Genomic DNA, 16,270 nt, shown 5'->3' with positions numbered 1-16,270 from the left:
ACCCTTATTAAGGCGCAAAAATTCATCAGAGGGAAGCATGAGCGTCATACAATTTTGTATGCTTAAAAGCCTTGACAGATAAGGATTTCAGAGGGTGTTACAGGGTAATTTCAAGGTGTAGGAAAATTGATAACAAATTCTGCCCCGGGCGTGCCATCTTTCACAGTAATCGTCGCTTGGTGCAGTTGGCAAATAGATGCCACTAAGCTTAACCCTAGTCCGTTACCGGATGTCGAACGGCTTTTATCGCCTCGGTAGAAGCGCTCAAAAATTCGCTCGCGCTCTTGGGGTGAAATACCAGGCCCGTTATCTCCGACAACCATTGTCACCGAGTTCGCCGTCTCAAATAACGAAATCCATACCTGTGCATTAGGTTGGCTATACTGCAATGCGTTTTCGAGTAAATTCACCAACAATTGGCTTAGCAGTCCAGCATCACCCAGAATGGGCGAAGTCGCATTGGCGTTAAGAGTCAGGGATTTTCCTGCTTCTTCAAACACCACCTGATAGCTCTCGAAGAGATCTTGGCTCAATGCGCCAATGTCTATCTCCGTAAACTGAGATTTATACTTGCCTGACGCTAACTCACCTAATCGCACAAGCGCATTAAAGGTTTGCATTAGCTGTGACACACTGTCTCGCGCCATCTCTGCATGCGATGCTACTACCTCTGGCTGATGAATATGGCGGGAGATACGTTGCAAATGCTGATCGACATGTGTGAGCGGTGTTCTGAGGTCATGGGCGACCCCCACTGCGGTATCTTCGATTTGTCGGTGCAAAGAGGCAATGCTATCCATCATCCGATTGAATTGAATAGCCACTTGGTCAAATTCATCATAGCGCGGCGATACGATGCAGCGCGTGTCTATGTTACCAGTTTGAATTTGACTGGCGGCGCTGACTAATGCGCTCAGACGACGGTTTACGGAACGAGATACTAACCATCCACAGAGTAAACTAAAGGGCAGGGCACCGATTAATACAATCAAATAACCGTAGCTAAAGACCTTCTCAAGGTGCAAAAATGGCGACGAGACAATTTTTCCTACCGACATGCGATAGTCTTCATCCAAAGGCGCGGTTAGCACAAACATGTCATAGCGATGGTGTTCTGACGATAAGGTCGTGCGCGCCCACTCATTCTCGGTTGTAAAATTAGGAAAACCAGCAACGACAGTATCTTCGTCATCGCGGAGTTGAAAGACCAAGCCTTCACCGCCTGCGACATCTTCAAGATAATCCGACGACCAAATCACGCCATCTTCATCAAAGTGCGACAACAGTTCGTCGATGCCGTCGTGTTCAAATACCTCTTCAACCCAATGCCACTCTTCTTCAATGCGCTCCCGATAGGCGCTTTCAGCGTGGCTTATCCATATGGTTTCAATAACAAACAGGAGGGCAGCTATTACCACCGTCAATAATAGCGACCACAGCACAGTTAGCCGAAATACGCTGGCTTTATGTACATTCACGCTATGAGTGGATGACATAGCCTTGTCCTTTAATGGTTTCAATTAATGGTGAGTCGAAAGGCTTGTCGATTTTACTGCGTAACCGACTGACATGGGTTTGCACTAGGCTGGTTTGCGGATCAAAGTTAAAATGCCATACATGCTGAAGCAACATTGATTTAGTAACGAGTTGGTCGGCGTGTAATAGCATATATTCAAGTATTTTATATTCACGGGGCATGAGTATAATCGGTTGGTCCGCACGACTTACTGCTTGTGTGGTACGATTTAACACTAGATCTTGGGCATAAAGCAGAGTCTTGTTTGTTGTATTTACTGAGCGCCGGACAATGGCATAAATACGTGCGCGCAGCTCGGCAATATCAAAGGGTTTTACCAAATAGTCATCTGCCCCCGTGCTCAATCCATCTACTCGCTCTTGAATACCGTCCATGGCGGTTAGCATAAGAACTGGCGTGGCTAGCCCTTGGTCTCTTATTTGTTGAAGTAATGTGAGGCCATCTAATTTGGGTAGCATCCTGTCGAGAATAATCATGTCCCATTGGGAGGTGAGTGCAGTGTGCGCTCCCGTCTTGCCATCTTGACAAATCACCACGCGATGACCGTCTTCTTCCAGCTCCTCTTGAATGAACTGGGCTATTTTGCTGTCGTCTTCTACGAGTAATATATGCATATGAACTTATTGCAGACGTGATGTGTAAATTTAACTGACTCCTAAATAATAATCCTACAGTGAATGACAAGAATCAACCAAGGGATTTCACTAATAGCCTGTTTATATTGATAAAAATATTTCTGGTCTTTTTTATGCTTGGCGTTAGATGTCAGAGAGTAAAATCATTGCATCGATAGACAGGTGGAGACAAATCAAATGGCTTGTTTAACACGTAAATTGCAGAAGACATTAACTCAGTATCTAAAGCAACAGTCTGCTTGGGTCAAACATAAGCAGCCTGAAACCATTCGCGCTGAGCTTGTAGATAAAGGCGTATGCCCGTCAGATGTGACGAAAGATCAATTTCGACATTTGGTTAAACAAGCGGTGGGTGGCTACTAAACTTGATTGTCTGTACTTGCACTCAGTAGATATCTCGAATTCAACGCAACAGTGCACTACTGGTTCAACTAGGTAGCCCTGCGTTATTCTTTGAATACTAGAACGGACTACACCTTCCTTCGGCTCAACTCCTCTGTATAAACATCACTTGTATCCTATTGTCTTGCCATTTGTAACGTTTGTAGTAAAAAGTAAACTTACATAAAAACGCAATTGATAATAATTATCATTTGTAATATTATGCTTGTGCTTTAAACACACTCATCATGTAAGACGTTATGGAAATCAAAAAAACACATATTGCATTCGCGTTATCTCTTGCTTTAACTGGTGCAGTTAATGCGCAAGACAACACTAAACTCAATCAGCAAGCGCCTGATGCTGCTAACAACATGGAAACCATTGAAGTTATTGGTACGCCGAACAAGTTTGGTGCGCTGAAATCAGATACGCCGATTATGGAAACCGCTCGCTCGGTGTCGATTGAAACCTTCGACTCTTACATGGCAAAAGGTGCGTTAAGCCTTGATGATGCTTTGACTTACTCGAGTGGCGTTACTGCCGAAACCTTTGGTTTTAGTACTCGTGGAGACTTCATTCAAATTCGCGGATTTGATGCGCCAGAGTACCGCGATGGTATGCAGTCATTAAGCGGAAACTACAATAACACACGCCCTGAAATTTATACCTTAGAGCAGGTTGAAGTATTGAAAGGGCCGGCTTCTGTGTTGTTTGGTCCGGGTTCACCGGGTGGCTTGGTTAATATTGTAACAAAGCGTCCAACCGCGTTAGGGACAAACGAAGTGATGCTAGAAGCGGGTAGCTTTGGTCGTGGACAAATCGCAACGGATCTGCATTTTGCTTCGGGCGATGAAAAATTGCTTGGTCGTTTTGTTGGTTTATACCGTGAAAGTGACACGCAAATTGACGAAATTAACGATGACTCGTTGGTTATCGCGCCATCATTTACTTATCAGTTTTCAGACGATACGCAAGTGACGATTCTGGCAGATTACACTAAACGTAAGAGTGACAGTGCGCACCAGTTTCTGCCATTAACTGGCACATTGTACCCATCGGCATCGGGGCAAGAAATTAGCAATACAGCCTATTTTGGTCAACCTGGCTTTAACCAGTTCGATACAGAATCGTGGGCGATTACACTTTTAGCAGAGCATCAGATCAATGATACGTGGTCTGTAGATTTAAGCTCTCGCTACAGAGACGGCGAGTCTGAGTACAAACAAGCTTGGGTTTCGTTTCTTGGCGCAGGTACGCCACGCATAGACCAAAATGGTAACGGTGCACGTAGTTGGTATATCTCTAATGGTTTCTCTGATCAGTTTCAGGTAGATGCGCGTGCGCGCGCCTCTTTCGCAACTGGGAATGTAGAGCATCAGTTATTGATTGGCGTAAGTAACCAGCGAATTGACAATCGTAATGATCGCTCAAATTTGTATGGCGTAGATTTTTCAACCGGCCTACCGATTCCTGTTGGTGGCATAATCAATGTGTTTAACCCAGTGTATGGCGCAGTACCTGAACTGCCTGCTGTTACACGTGGCACTGAAACAGAAGACACCATTTGGGGTCTTTATCTTCATGATCAAATCAGTATCGGCGATTGGGTACTGAATGCAGGTGTGCGCTTTGATGATGTTGAAAAGTCTGTCGAAGGCGTGAAAACGGATGAAAAAGAGACCAGCATTAGTGTTAGTGCTCTGTATCAGTTCGACAGTGGCCTTTCGCCTTACATCAACTATTCTGAGTCTTTTGCACCAAAATTCGGCATTGATGAAATTTCCAAGCAAGCGCTTAAGCCAGAAAAAGGCCAACAAATTGAAGCCGGTATCAAATACCAGCCGACTGGCACATCACACCTTGTGACGTTAGCTGTTTTCGATATCGAGCTGGAAAACCTTGCGAATCCAAATGATTTACCTAACGCGCCGACTCAACAAGAAGGTGTGTCTGAAGTACAAGGTATCGAAATTGAAGCCGATTTACGCTTCGATGTCATCTCTGTAGAGGCTAACTTTAACTGGCTAGATAGCGAAGATCCTAATGGTAATGAACGCTCTAGTATTCCTAAGCGTACAGCGTCTGTATGGACGATGTACGAGCCGTCAAAAGAGGCTGGTTTTAATGCTGGGATGGGAATTCGTTATGTAGACAATAGCTACAGCACACAAGGGCTAGTGCATATTGTGACACCTTCATATTCAGTGATTGATTTGAAGTTAGGTTACAGACTGGAAGATTGGGACTTATCCCTTAATGTTAGAAATCTTGGTGATAGAGAATATTACTCAACGTGCTTAGCGCGCGGAGATTGCTTCCCGGGCGAAGAAAGAAATATCACTGCGCGTGCAGTATATTCTTTCTAAATCACGCCATGTAATAGGTGCTTGACTGACAAATGTGCCGCACTACGTACATTTTGATGTCGATAGTAAAGCCTCGTCGTTATGACGAGGCTTTCCTTGTTTTTGAATTGAGGCTCTGAAGATGAAAAAGTCGGCGTTTAAAATTCATTCGTGGTTGGCGCTGTTTGCGTTAATCCCGTTATTGGTGATTTCACTGACGGGAAGTATTCTGGTCTACAAGCAGGAAATTGATGAATGGCTTATGCCTGATAAAGCCATGTTGAGTGGGGTATCAGGTGAAAGACTAGACTTGGATGCGTTTTTAGATCGTATTCATGAACAACTACCTGAGTTTGAAGTCGCCACCATTGAAATGTTTTTTGATGGTGTAGAATCTGACCGAGTGTATGTAATTAAAAAAGGGACATTTGATTTTCACAAAGTCTACGCCAATCCCTATACTGGCGAAGTGCTTAGTGAGCCCGTTGGGTTGCATAGCTACCTGACAGACTGGTTGCTTGAGCTGCATTACACCTTTTTAGTTGGGGATGCAGGCTTATTGATTGCGGCATTTTTCTCATTGATCTTAATCACGCTTGGCGTTACAGGCCTGATTATGTACTCAAATTTTTATAAGCACTTTTTTACCTTTAGAACAGGCAGGGCCTTAGCGGTATTGTTCAGTGATGTGCATAAATTTATCGGTATTCTGGCATCGCCCGTATTGCTGATTCTTGGCATTACCGGTGCGTACTGGAATATAGCAGGATATTTGCACGAGACGTCTGAGGAGCATGCGTCTCACGCTGATTTTGTGTTAACAGAGCGTATGTATAATCATTCGCTGTCTCTTCAGTCTTTAATTGAAAAAGCCACAGACACCGTCGATGGGCTGGCGCCCACGTATGTATCGCTAGCGTATGAGCCAGATGAAAATATTCGCGTGTTTGGTTCGGTTCCTACAGGCAATCCGTTGTATAGCCAATATAGCAGTGGTGCTAGTTTTGACCCTCAAACGGGAGATATGATCACGTCGTGGGATATTCGCGAGTTGGGCTTTGTGAGTAAACTTCTTGATAGCTTTCGTGAGTTACACTTTGGCACATTTGGCGGTGAGCTCTCAAAATTCTTATGGTGTGTACTAGGTGCTGCACCGTTATTGTTGTCAGTCACTGGCGTTTACATGTGGTCGAATCGTCGTAACAAGCGCAAAAGCAGTAAAAAGCGTCGAGCTGAAATGCACAATTCGTCTATCGCCGTAAACGGCTAACCGCAGTTTCCCTTGCCCACAATCGTGTTGTGGGCATGCTTTCCTTCTTTTTCTCAGTGAACGCTTTTTAGGGCGTGTTTACCTTGTTCCTAGCTCCCATTCTTCCTCTGCTTAGTCATTTACTATAAATATCATTTATTTTATCTATAGCCAAAATAGATACATTTGATCATAAAACTAGCACTTGTTAATGATATGCTGCGCGCAATTTTTAACCTGTACCAAGGTATGGGTTTTAAATTACACGCTCTCACATGTGTATTTCTTTCACTCGTGAGCAGAGTGCACATGGCGAGAATAATAATAATTAGAATATAAAATACTAAAAAGGCGAGTCATGAAAAAATCATTAACGTTGATCTCTTTGCTAATGACGTCTCAGGTTGCTGACGCAAACGTGTGCAGCAGTTTGGGATGTCCGACTGGCGCCCCTACATCAAACCAAACCGTAAGCCGAGCAATCTATACATTAAGCAACAACCCAACTACAAAGTTTGCTGATTGGGTGGCTTACAATGTTACTCCCTCCACCATTGATGGGCCTTCTCGGTCACGCAGTTGGTCGGCAGATCCGCAGATCTCCTACCACTATACACTTGAACCCAATGATTATACTGATGCCCATGCGGTTATTGGTACTGATCGTGGGCATCAAGTCCCTCTATCCTCTTTCAGTAATACTGCATATTGGAGTGATACCAACTATCTATCTAATATTACCCCGCAAGCCTCTGATTTGAACCAAGGACCGTGGAACAAATTGGAAAATGCCGTTCGTGATTATGTAAGAACAGGGCAGGGCGTATATGTTGTGACTGGCCCACTGTACGAATACTATTTTGCTACGTTACCTGGCGCTAATGAGAATCACACCATTCCTTCAGGCTACTTCAAAGTAGTATTTACGTTGAGTAGCAGCGGCTGGATTGAAGCATCAGCCTTTATTATGGAGCAGACCGCATCACGTACTCTTAATTATTGCACGACTGAAGTGACAGTAAATGAAGTTGAGACACGCACCGGTCTCAACTTTATGCCTTCAATGCCATCATTCAAAGAAGGCGCTGTTGAAGGACGTTTGGGCGGTCTTGCTACAGAGCTAGGTTGTTAGCCATCCTTTACTCATTGAATGAGGGTAATCGCGCGCGTTAGCGATCATCAATGCCCTTTAACCAACACCAAGGAAGGTGTTGTTCAAAAATTTTGAATATAGTTATCAATTTCTTCCGATTTTTTTCTTGCGCTTAGTTATCTATCCTCTTTTCAAGCTTAAACAAAAGCATTTTATTCGTCTTTTAATTGTCAGAATTTTAGAATTGGAGAGAGATATGTATATCAATAAATTACACACCCTTATTCACCCTGGACAGGGAATTGCGCCCGTATTACTTCGTGGGGTACTCGGCATTACATTTGTGGCGCACGGCGCTCAAAAATTGTTTGGTTGGTTCGGTGGTTATGGATTGGAGGCGACAGGGCAATGGATGGCATCTATTGGGCTAGAGCCAGGATGGTTTATGGCATTTGCTGCAGGAAGCGCTGAGTTTTTCGGTGGACTATTTTTACTATTAGGGTTACTCACGCGGCTGTCTGGGGCTGCGTTGGCAGTGACTATGCTCGTCGCCATCTTTTCGGTACACATTGGTAATGGCTTTTTTATGGCAGCTAACGGTTACGAGTTTGGTTTGGTATTGATGGTAGCTTCATTGTCGTTGGTATTGTCTGGTGCCGGCAAATATTCCGTCGATCAGTGGTTGTATCGCGTTGCACGTAAATAGGAGAAAAATGATGTTTACATTAAGAAAAGCAGATTCGCGTGGTAAAGCTGATTTTGGATGGCTGCAAAGTCAACATACATTCTCATTTGGATCATACTACGACCCACAACACATGGGCGTATCATCTCTTCGTGTAATTAATGATGATCGTGTTGCGCCTTCTGCGGGGTTTGATACTCACGGGCATCGTGACATGGAAATAATCAGCTTTGTCACTCACGGTGTGATTGAACACAAAGACAGTATGGGAAATATTCAGCGCTTGCCAAAAGGTGAGTTTCAATTGATGTCAGCGGGCAAGGGCGTATTTCACAGCGAGTATAACGGCTCAGATGAAGAAGAACTAACGTTCTTACAAATATGGATAACGCCGTCTGAGCGAGGTGGTGAGCCCAGCTATCAGCAAAAACACTTTGGAGAAGCGATTGGGCTAACAACGGTAATTACCCCAGATGGTAGAGAGGGAACATTGCAAATTAAGCAAGACACCACAGTGAGCCAGCTTCGATTAGATACGCAGACTCGCCTAGAACACACATTGAATTCGTCGAGAACCTATTATGTTCATGTGATTGAAGGTGAGTTACTGGTTGAAAGTGATTCTGCGCAAGTAAGGCTTGAATCAGGCGACGGGTTGACAGTTCGCGCTGCAAACAGCATTGCCTTTACGGGGCAATCCGCGCAAGATGTGGCGGCTATATTGTTCGATTTACCATAAAAGGATCTACCATGCATCATGCGGTTACGCTCGACGCTCTAAGAGTATTAGAAGCGATTGATCAGAAGGGAAGTTTTGCTGCAGCGGCAGAGGCTCTGTTTAAGGTGCCGTCTGCACTCACATATACCGTGCAAAAGCTAGAAAGTGACCTTGGTGTCGCGTTATTTGATCGCAGCAAACAGCGCGCAAAATTAACAAATGCAGGACAGCTGCTTTTACAGGAGGGACAATTTATTCTTGCTTCTGCTGCTAGATTAGAGGCGAAAGTCAGACAAATTGAATCAGGTTGGGAAACGTCGTTAGTGATCGCCAGAGATACTATTATTCCGGAGTTGCCCTTGTTGAGGGTGCTGTCTGAATTTTGTCAGCTCGATAAGTTGGTAGAGATCACAATTATCGAAGAAGCCTTGGCTGGTGGTTGGGATGCGCTACATAGCCAGCGAGCAGATATTGCGATTGGTGTGTCGGGTGAACTACCCAAAGGGCAGTATGATATGGTGCCAATTGGCCAAGCAAATATGGTATTTGCGGTAGCATCAAGCCATCCTCTTGCCAGTGTCGAAGGCGATATTCAGCCGGAGCATATTGCCTTATATCCCTCGATCGTTGTAGCCGACAGCTCCCGCCGACTCCCCACGCGAAGTGCAGGTGTATTGCAAAGTAAACAGAAAATTCGCGTTGATAACATGTTAAGTAAACTTCAAGCCCAAAAAGAAGGCTTGGGAGCGGGATTTTTACCCCTTCACTTGGTTAAACCCTATCTTGATAGCGGCGAGATGGTGTCGCGCCATGTTCAGGTCCCTCGACCCGCAGTCGAGCTGTATTTGGCCAAGGAAAAGCATCGAGAGGGTCACGCCTTGAATTGGTTTTTCAAGGCGCTATCAGAAGTAGATTGGTGTGTGTAGTCTATTGTAAATCGAATATATAGCGCATAAAAAATATCGCAGCCAAAATATAAGTAATCGTGGATACGTCTTTGAATTTCCCCGTTCCTATCTTGATTGCGGTATAGGTAATGAACCCCAGTGCGATACCTTCACTGATGCTATAAGTAAGTGGCATAGCCAACAGCGTGACAGTTGCCGTTGCAAGCGACGTCATATCATCGAAATCCAGCTGACGAATCGATTCCATCATAAAAATGCCGACCATCAATAAAGCAGGCGTGGTAGCCATAAGAGGAATCACTTTCATCAGTGGTGTGAAGATCAGTGCCACCAAAAAACATATTGCTACAACGACGGCTGTGAGCCCAGTTCTGCCCCCAACTGATACGCCTGCTGCTGATTCTACGTAGGTTGTAACCGGCGATGTTCCCAATGTTGCACCAGCCACACTTGCCGTCGCGTCAGCCATCATTGCGTTGCCGATTTTAGGTAAGTTACCCGATTCATCTAGCAATTTCGCTTTACGCGATACGCCTATCAATGTGCCAATGGTGTCGAACATATTAACGAACAATAAAGCGAATATCAGATCCCAAGTCTCGGCAATATGCTCAATCGGATAGAAGAAATCCATTGCTAGAAAGGTAGAACTGATTCCATCGGGTGCACCGATGATTGATGCTGGGGTAGCGGTAATAAACCCATCTTCTGTGGGAATAAAAGCACCTGCAACGGTAAGAAAAATAACAGATAATAAAATAGCGCCAGGAATATTTCTGACAATAAGAATGACCGTCAGCAAGATACCAATAAATGCCAGCAATGTTGGCGTTTGAGTGAAGTCTCCCAAAGTGACTAACGTTTCTGGGTGCGAAGTAATAATTCCAGCATTACGCAGTCCAATAAAGGCAATAAAAAGCCCAATACCAGCTTGAACACCCACTTTCAGTGCCCCGGGTATCGCGTCGGCGATTTTCTTTCTTACCCCCGTGACTGAGAGTAATACAAACAAAATACCGTTCCAAAATACGATGCCAAGAGCAGCTTCCCAAGGTATTTCACGCGTTAAACAAATAGTAAAAGCGAAAAATGCATTCAGTCCCATACCCGGTGCTAATGCGAGCGGGTAGTTTGTTAGAAATGCCATTAGTAGCGTGCCAATACATGCTGCTAGCGCTGTGACTGTAATCAGTCCTTCTATTGGCATGCCACCTGCAGCGAGAATATTGGGATTCACCACCAATACATAAGACATTGCAGCAAACGTCGTTAATCCAGCGATAATCTCGGTTCGAAGCGTTGAACCGCGCGCTTGTATTTTGAATATCCTCTCAAGGACGCTGAGTTGGGTGGCGTTAGACATAGTTGTTCTCTTTTTTGCTCGAAGCCCATATCAGAATTAATAATAGGCAATGGCGCTTATTTTTCACAATATGAAAAAGAAAACAACTAGACCATTTGGTCATGTTACTGGTTGTAACTGCCTGATTTTCATGATTTTAAATTAAGAACTATTGTTCTTAATCGTAGGTGAGTAAGATTAACACTTCTACGCCAGACCCATCGGGAAGATTTTGAATCGACAGTTTACCATTGTGAAATTCAGCAATAATACGAGCAATGTACAAACCTAGTCCTAAATGGGGATCTTGGCTGTGTTCGCTTTTTCTTACTGAAATCATAGAGTTGGCGAGCTGCGATTGCATATTATCAGGCAGAACGGGGCCCGTGTTTGTTATGCGTAAAACGAGTTTACCGTCAAGTTGGTGCATCGCGATGCCAATCGTGGAATCAATTGGGCTGAACTCTACGGCGTTAGCAATAATCTTATCGAGCATTTGGGCAAATAACTCAGGGGATCCTTGCAGCGAAGGCAACGTTTTATCGTGTTCTAAGTTAAATTTACGTTGGCTGTAAGTCATTGCATAACTTTCAGTGCAACCTCGTACGACATCAAGTGGGGCAAAGGTTTCAGTTTGCGTACTTTGGAGCGCATGCTCCATACGTGTTGCTTCACTCATGCTCGATAAAATTTTACTGAGCCTTCGAATGCCTTGTTGGGCGCGGTGTATATATTCTCGACTCTCTTCGTCTAGCTCCGTATCAAGGTGATTGAGCGCCAAGTTTTCTAATGAAGAATTCACGATTGCGATGGGTGTTCTTAACTCATGGGACAGCCGCGAACTCATGTTTTCGAGATAGTTGTTGTAGTTATTTAAACGATTGATAACATCATAAAATGCGCGAGAGAGATCGCCAATTTCATCTCTGGCCGAAGCGGGCACGATATTGCCGATAATCCGGCCATTTTTATCAATGATGGCCTCCGTTTCATTGCGTAACTTCGTCACCCGCATTGATATACGAGAGGCAAAGAAAAATAATGCTGTTGTACTTAACAGTAGCATGCCCAAAATGACATGGAACAGTTGCTCCAATGCGCGATTGCGTAACGTGCGAATACCGTGAGTCGTTTGCTCGACCACGACAGCACCCATGACTTTGTCTTCGATAAAAATAGGGTGCGCGGCGGAAAGAATCACGGCTTTGTTATCGGGGGTGATATACCAGTGAGAGGCCGGCTCACCTGTTAATGCCTCCAAAACCGCTTTTCCTTTTAAGGAATAAGCATTCTCTAGCTCGTCTACAAAATCTGAAGGAGGGCGAGTGAGTATTTTGTAATACAGTGGTAAGAGAAGAGAATTTTCAATTTCTGACCAAATGCCGTTTAACTTACTATCGTGGTGTTCATTTTCAATCGAGGTTTTTAAGCCAACAGAAGAGTGGATAGATCCTGATCGCGCCAAAACACGATTGTGGTTATCAATCACCCAAACGCGCGAATTTGCATAGCGTAATCCTCGAATGATTTTTTCAATTTCTGGAGACGGAACCAAGACGGTGCCCAAATCATCTCTATTATCCGGATCACCGGTTCCCATCACCGAAACCCACTGGCGAGTTTCTTGATTATCTACGTCAGTCACAGCGAAGGCAATTTCGCTCATTAACATGTTTAGAGGCAAACGTAACTCTACTTGATAGCCTTTCTCGGTGAGGCGCCAAAACCCTTGAATAGAGGGAAATACATGCTTTGCATATCCTGAATTATCTGATTCTTGAAGTAAGTAAGCATTAACCCATCCTTCTTCATGGGGGGAAATAATAAAGCGTTGAAAACCGTACTCGGGGGTTTTAAGGGAAATTAAAATATGATCGTTTTTATCGACTCGAAGGACGTTGGGATTACGAAGCACGACATGATCATCAGCAACGTCGAACATGGCATATAGATATTGGCGATAACGCCCAACCAAATGCTTGAAGCTGAGGCTCTGCTCAGACGAAGGATGGGATTGGCGAATGATGTTCCGTTGATCATACGCGATAGCTAAATGTTGGTATTCAGCCCAGTCGTTTAGGTGCCCGTCAAGCTGGATAGGATTAATGATTGGATGCGCATATAAGTCTTTTCCCCGTCTTACTTTTTGTAAATACGCAGCCTGTTTGTCAAATAAATTAGGGCGCTCATGCAGCGCGGTGGCAACGGCGCGGGCAGTGCCTACCATAGTTTGTTCCTGCCCTTGTCTTAGGTAAGATTCAAGCTCCCACACATATTGATAGGCCAAGTAAGGTACTGGCAACAAGCACAACAAAATCACCAGAAGTTTGAATCGAATACCAAAGATCATAACGTATTATTCTTGATGTGCTTTCCAGCGATAGCCCATGCCATACACGGTTTCTATGTTATTGAAGTCCCGGTCGACTTCAGTGAATTTTTTACGAATACGTTTAATGTGTGAGGTAATGGTTGTGTCGTCTACTACCATTTTTGATTCGTCCATCAATTGTTGGCGACTTCTCACAAATCCGGGGTGCTTAGCAATCGCGTATAGCATCCAGAATTCCGTTACGGTTAACTCAACGGGGATATGTTTCCATTTAATCGACATTCTACTTGCATCCATCTCCAGGTTACCATTTTCGATAATGTCAGTTTGATTCACGGGTTGGCGCATCACTTCGCTCCGCCGAAACAGTGCAGCAATGCGAGCCAGTAAATGGGGCAAACTAATATCTTTTGTCAGATAGTCATCTGCACCCATTCTCAATCCACAAATGGTGTCATAGTCGTTATCGCGCGCAGTAAAAAAAATGATAGGTAAAGAGGTTGATTGCTGCCTCAGCAATTGGCACAACGCAAATCCCCCATCAATTTCGTCTTGTAAGCCAATGTCAATGATCGCCAAATCAGGTAAGCGTATGCTGAATGCAGCTTCGGCTTCAGGTCTTGAAGAGTAAGTAAGCACTTCGTAACCTTGTTTTGTTAATGCCGATGCATAGTTTTCTCTGATGAGTGGGTCATCTTCTATAATTGCGACACGTTTCACCGTTTTACCTCTTTATCACAGTAGCCGACACTATATCTGATTCAACCTGAAGTAAAAGTGAAGAGAGACAATTTCCATTTTTCTGCCACATTTCACCTTCGCTTTTCCATAGTTTTTCCCCTTCGATGCCCATTCTCTGGTGTTTAATATCCATCAACAGCGACACGAATCCCGTAAGGAGAATGAAAATGAGAAAAACAGTATTAGCAGTGGCACTAACAGGTCTAATAGCATCAACATCAGTCATAGCAGAAGAGGTGGACACGACAAAACAAAATGAAGTGGTCGGCCTTGGCTCTGGCGTTGCGGTTGGCGCGCTGGCAGGTGGTCCATTGGGTGCGATGATTGGCGGCATTGTCGGCCTTCTGATTGCTGAAGATATAAATAACGAGCAACGCTTGACTCTTGCATCTAATCAGTTGAAGCAACGAGAAGAGCAACTTATCGCATTAAATGGTGAATACAAGCGCTTAAAAGAGGAGACGCAAGTGCAGCTGGTATCAATGGATACACAAATTGAACGTGTATTGGAGCCTTTAGAGGCGAGTATTCAATTTGAAACAGGCTCATACGCATTAGCACCACATTATCAATCTCAACTAACAACCTTGGCTCATAGCCTAAAACGAAATCCCGATATGACAGTACAGTTAAGCGGATTTGCAGACCGACGCGGAGACGATACGTTCAATCAGGCATTGTCAGAGCAGCGGGTGCTGAGTGTGAAATCCTACTTAACGTCACTTGGCGTAGCAAAAGAACAAATTACCACGCTGTCATTTGGTGAGTCTAAACCGCTGTATGAAACCGCTAGCAGAGAAAAAGACTTTTTTGATCGCCGTGTCGTTATCAAATTAGACGAAGGTGCGCGTTCTATGACAGTGGCAAACTAAGTTGATGCATCAATTGCTTGACGCAGATCAAGTCATTCAACAGCAACTGGTCTTATGCTGTGCCCATCAATTCATTGTAGGATTAAAAAGATGAAAAAGACGTTAATTTCAGCCCTTTTAATAGCGTTAACAGGCACAGCGCAGGCAGCGATTCCAGAAGCAGGTAGCTGGTTAGTTAGAGCGGGTTCAACTACGGTTGCACCTGATGATTCTAGCTCTAACGTTTTTGTTGGTGGCGCAGATTTGGGAATAGGCGTAAGTGTAGACAACAATACCCAGTTAGGCTTGAACTTGGCGTATTTCGTTTCAGACAATGTGTCTGTGGAGTTGCTTGCTGCTACGCCGTTCCAACATGAAATTGAGCTAAATAGTGTCGGTCAACTGGCCGACATCAAGCACTTACCGCCGTCTGTCACAGTAAACTACTACATGATGGACAAAAATAGTGTGTTCCAACCTTATGTTGGTGCGGGCTTAAACTACACCGTATTTTTTGATGAAGAGTTTACCTCTGCTAACCGTGATGCTGGATTTAGCGATCTTGATCTTGATAGTTCATTTGGCTTAACTGCACAGCTAGGTATGGATTATCACATCAATGACAGTTGGCACGTGAATGCTTCTGCCCGTTGGATTGACATTGACACTGACGCCACGTTCAAAGCGGGTGGAGTGGAAGGTAGTGTATCCGTAGATATCGACCCGTGGGTTTACTCTGTCATGGTAGGTTACACGTTCTAACTACATTTTGGACAGGAAGTCATTCCTGACTCGCTTGAGGCACCTTCTCGGTGCCTCTTTTTTATTGTTTTGATATGTGCTTCCCGCCTGTCCAGCCTCCTTTTGCCAATACGGTCTCGCCCAGAGCTTTAGGTGCTGCTTCAAGTTGTGTGGCCATTGAATCGTTCCAGCGATTAAGAAAACCATACAACGACACGGCGGCTAAGATTTCTACAATCTGGTTTGCCGTCCAGTGCTGTCGCATTGACTCCATGATATCGTCATCAACGCCATTAGGTACCGAGCCAGCCGCTAAAGCAAAATCCAGCGCGATGCGCTCTGCTTCGGAATAGAGAGGACTGGTTCTATAGTCCCAAACAGCCGCGACTTTTTCATCACTGATGCCGTGAATTTTTGCTGCAATCAGCGAATGTGCTTCACAGTATTGGCAACCCGCAGCGCGGCTAGAAAAATGTGCGAGTAGCCGCTTGAACCCCAAGTCAACTTCGCTGTCTTGTGCCATAACCGCCTGGGTCAACGCGCCAAATCCCTTCACAATTTCCGGCTTTCTCTGCATCGTTAATAGGCTGTTAGGCACAAAGCCTAAGATATCCTCAAATAGCGCAAAATCGTCACTGAGTTCTGGCGTATGGTCTTTTGGTAAAGGGGGGAGCAATGGCATAAGGCCTCCGTGTCATTTTTTGTACTA

Annotated in this window: 15 protein-coding genes; 9 read left to right on the top strand and 6 right to left on the bottom strand. The window is 44.5% G+C overall.

The genetic code is table 11. The annotated features are described in order from the left end of the window. Positions 1–110: 110 nt before the first annotated feature. Together OE749_RS13340 and OE749_RS13335 are read right to left on the bottom strand one after the other, a co-directional pair. Entirely contained in the window at positions 111–1,496 is a 1,386-nt protein-coding gene (locus OE749_RS13340; protein WP_263712965.1) for a HAMP domain-containing sensor histidine kinase, read from the bottom strand. Continuing rightward, positions 1,480–2,151: a response regulator transcription factor gene (locus OE749_RS13335; RefSeq protein ID WP_263712964.1), complete on the bottom strand. Its 672-nt coding sequence runs from the start codon at positions 2,149–2,151 to the stop codon at positions 1,480–1,482. Before OE749_RS13335 ends, OE749_RS13340 begins: the two co-directional genes overlap by 17 nt. Positions 2,152–2,349: 198 nt before the next feature. Here OE749_RS13335 and OE749_RS13330 point away from each other — a divergent pair, with 198 nt between their 5' ends. From OE749_RS13330 to OE749_RS13300, 7 genes are all read left to right on the top strand, one after another. Next, positions 2,350–2,535 (top strand): hypothetical protein, encoded by a 186-nt coding sequence (locus tag OE749_RS13330; protein ID WP_263712963.1) that lies wholly within the window; start codon positions 2,350–2,352, stop codon positions 2,533–2,535. A 278-nt stretch (positions 2,536–2,813) separates the two neighbouring features. After that, entirely contained in the window at positions 2,814–4,922 is a 2,109-nt protein-coding gene (locus OE749_RS13325) for a TonB-dependent siderophore receptor (RefSeq protein WP_263712962.1), read from the top strand. A 121-nt stretch (positions 4,923–5,043) separates the two neighbouring features. Further along, positions 5,044–6,171, top strand: coding sequence for a PepSY-associated TM helix domain-containing protein (locus OE749_RS13320; protein ID WP_263712961.1), 1,128 nt, complete (start codon positions 5,044–5,046; stop codon positions 6,169–6,171). Positions 6,172–6,508: 337 nt separating this feature from the next. Beyond that, positions 6,509–7,282, top strand: a complete 774-nt coding sequence (locus OE749_RS13315; protein ID WP_263712960.1) for a DNA/RNA non-specific endonuclease — start codon at positions 6,509–6,511, stop codon at positions 7,280–7,282. Positions 7,283–7,499: 217 nt separating this feature from the next. After that, on the top strand, positions 7,500–7,949 hold the full coding sequence (locus OE749_RS13310) for a DoxX family protein (RefSeq protein ID WP_263712959.1): 450 nt from the start codon (positions 7,500–7,502) through the stop codon (positions 7,947–7,949). A gap of 10 nt (positions 7,950–7,959) precedes the next feature. Further along, positions 7,960–8,667, top strand: coding sequence for a pirin family protein (locus tag OE749_RS13305; protein WP_263713198.1), 708 nt, complete (start codon positions 7,960–7,962; stop codon positions 8,665–8,667). A gap of 11 nt (positions 8,668–8,678) precedes the next feature. Next, positions 8,679–9,572: a LysR family transcriptional regulator gene (locus OE749_RS13300; RefSeq protein ID WP_263712958.1), complete on the top strand. Its 894-nt coding sequence runs from the start codon at positions 8,679–8,681 to the stop codon at positions 9,570–9,572. 1 nt (position 9,573) lies between these two features. On the opposite strand, the gene OE749_RS13295 is transcribed toward OE749_RS13300, so the two are convergent. The 3 genes from OE749_RS13295 to pdsR all read right to left on the bottom strand — a co-directional run bounded on the left by OE749_RS13295 (position 9,574) and on the right by pdsR (position 13,948). Then, positions 9,574–10,917, bottom strand: a complete 1,344-nt coding sequence (locus tag OE749_RS13295) for an NCS2 family permease (protein ID WP_263712957.1) — start codon at positions 10,915–10,917, stop codon at positions 9,574–9,576. A gap of 157 nt (positions 10,918–11,074) precedes the next feature. After that, positions 11,075–13,246 (bottom strand): proteobacterial dedicated sortase system histidine kinase, encoded by a 2,172-nt coding sequence (pdsS, locus tag OE749_RS13290; RefSeq protein WP_263712956.1) that lies wholly within the window; start codon positions 13,244–13,246, stop codon positions 11,075–11,077. A 6-nt stretch (positions 13,247–13,252) separates the two neighbouring features. Then, positions 13,253–13,948, bottom strand: a complete 696-nt coding sequence (gene pdsR, locus OE749_RS13285; protein ID WP_263712955.1) for a proteobacterial dedicated sortase system response regulator — start codon at positions 13,946–13,948, stop codon at positions 13,253–13,255. Between the two features lie 188 nt (positions 13,949–14,136). Here pdsR and pdsO point away from each other — a divergent pair, with 188 nt between their 5' ends. Next, a complete protein-coding gene (gene pdsO, locus OE749_RS13280) occupies positions 14,137–14,841 on the top strand; it encodes a sortase-associated OmpA-like protein PdsO (RefSeq protein WP_263712954.1) in 705 nt (234 codons plus the stop codon). A gap of 90 nt (positions 14,842–14,931) precedes the next feature. Beyond that, on the top strand, positions 14,932–15,582 hold the full coding sequence (locus tag OE749_RS13275; RefSeq protein WP_263712953.1) for an OmpW family outer membrane protein: 651 nt from the start codon (positions 14,932–14,934) through the stop codon (positions 15,580–15,582). Positions 15,583–15,643: 61 nt separating this feature from the next. Here OE749_RS13275 and OE749_RS13270 read toward each other — a convergent pair whose 3' ends face one another. Beyond that, complete coding sequence (locus tag OE749_RS13270; RefSeq protein WP_263712952.1) at positions 15,644–16,243, bottom strand: carboxymuconolactone decarboxylase family protein; 600 nt, start codon at positions 16,241–16,243, stop codon at positions 15,644–15,646. Positions 16,244–16,270 lie beyond the last annotated feature (27 nt).

It is taken from the genome of Fluctibacter corallii, assembly GCF_025751585.1.
In the GTDB taxonomy this organism is placed as follows: Bacteria; Pseudomonadota; Gammaproteobacteria; order Enterobacterales; family Alteromonadaceae; genus Fluctibacter_A; species Fluctibacter_A corallii.
This window is presented reverse-complemented; position numbering and strand designations above follow the sequence as displayed.

Excerpts from the sequence above, each read along its gene's own strand:
- OE749_RS13340 (WP_263712965.1), bottom strand. The coding sequence starts at position 1,496 with ATGTCATCCACTCATAGCGTGAATGTACATAAAGCCAGCGTATTTCGG.
- OE749_RS13335 (WP_263712964.1), bottom strand. The coding sequence starts at position 2,151 with ATGCATATATTACTCGTAGAAGACGACAGCAAAATAGCCCAGTTCATT.
- OE749_RS13330 (WP_263712963.1), top strand. The coding sequence starts at position 2,350 with ATGGCTTGTTTAACACGTAAATTGCAGAAGACATTAACTCAGTATCTA.
- OE749_RS13325 (WP_263712962.1), top strand. The coding sequence starts at position 2,814 with ATGGAAATCAAAAAAACACATATTGCATTCGCGTTATCTCTTGCTTTA.
- OE749_RS13320 (WP_263712961.1), top strand. The coding sequence starts at position 5,044 with ATGAAAAAGTCGGCGTTTAAAATTCATTCGTGGTTGGCGCTGTTTGCG.
- OE749_RS13315 (WP_263712960.1), top strand. The coding sequence starts at position 6,509 with ATGAAAAAATCATTAACGTTGATCTCTTTGCTAATGACGTCTCAGGTT.
- OE749_RS13310 (WP_263712959.1), top strand. The coding sequence starts at position 7,500 with ATGTATATCAATAAATTACACACCCTTATTCACCCTGGACAGGGAATT.
- OE749_RS13305 (WP_263713198.1), top strand. The coding sequence starts at position 7,960 with ATGTTTACATTAAGAAAAGCAGATTCGCGTGGTAAAGCTGATTTTGGA.
- OE749_RS13300 (WP_263712958.1), top strand. The coding sequence starts at position 8,679 with ATGCATCATGCGGTTACGCTCGACGCTCTAAGAGTATTAGAAGCGATT.
- OE749_RS13295 (WP_263712957.1), bottom strand. The coding sequence starts at position 10,917 with ATGTCTAACGCCACCCAACTCAGCGTCCTTGAGAGGATATTCAAAATA.
- pdsS (WP_263712956.1), bottom strand. The coding sequence starts at position 13,246 with ATGATCTTTGGTATTCGATTCAAACTTCTGGTGATTTTGTTGTGCTTG.
- pdsO (WP_263712954.1), top strand. The coding sequence starts at position 14,137 with ATGAGAAAAACAGTATTAGCAGTGGCACTAACAGGTCTAATAGCATCA.
- OE749_RS13275 (WP_263712953.1), top strand. The coding sequence starts at position 14,932 with ATGAAAAAGACGTTAATTTCAGCCCTTTTAATAGCGTTAACAGGCACA.
- OE749_RS13270 (WP_263712952.1), bottom strand. The coding sequence starts at position 16,243 with ATGCCATTGCTCCCCCCTTTACCAAAAGACCATACGCCAGAACTCAGT.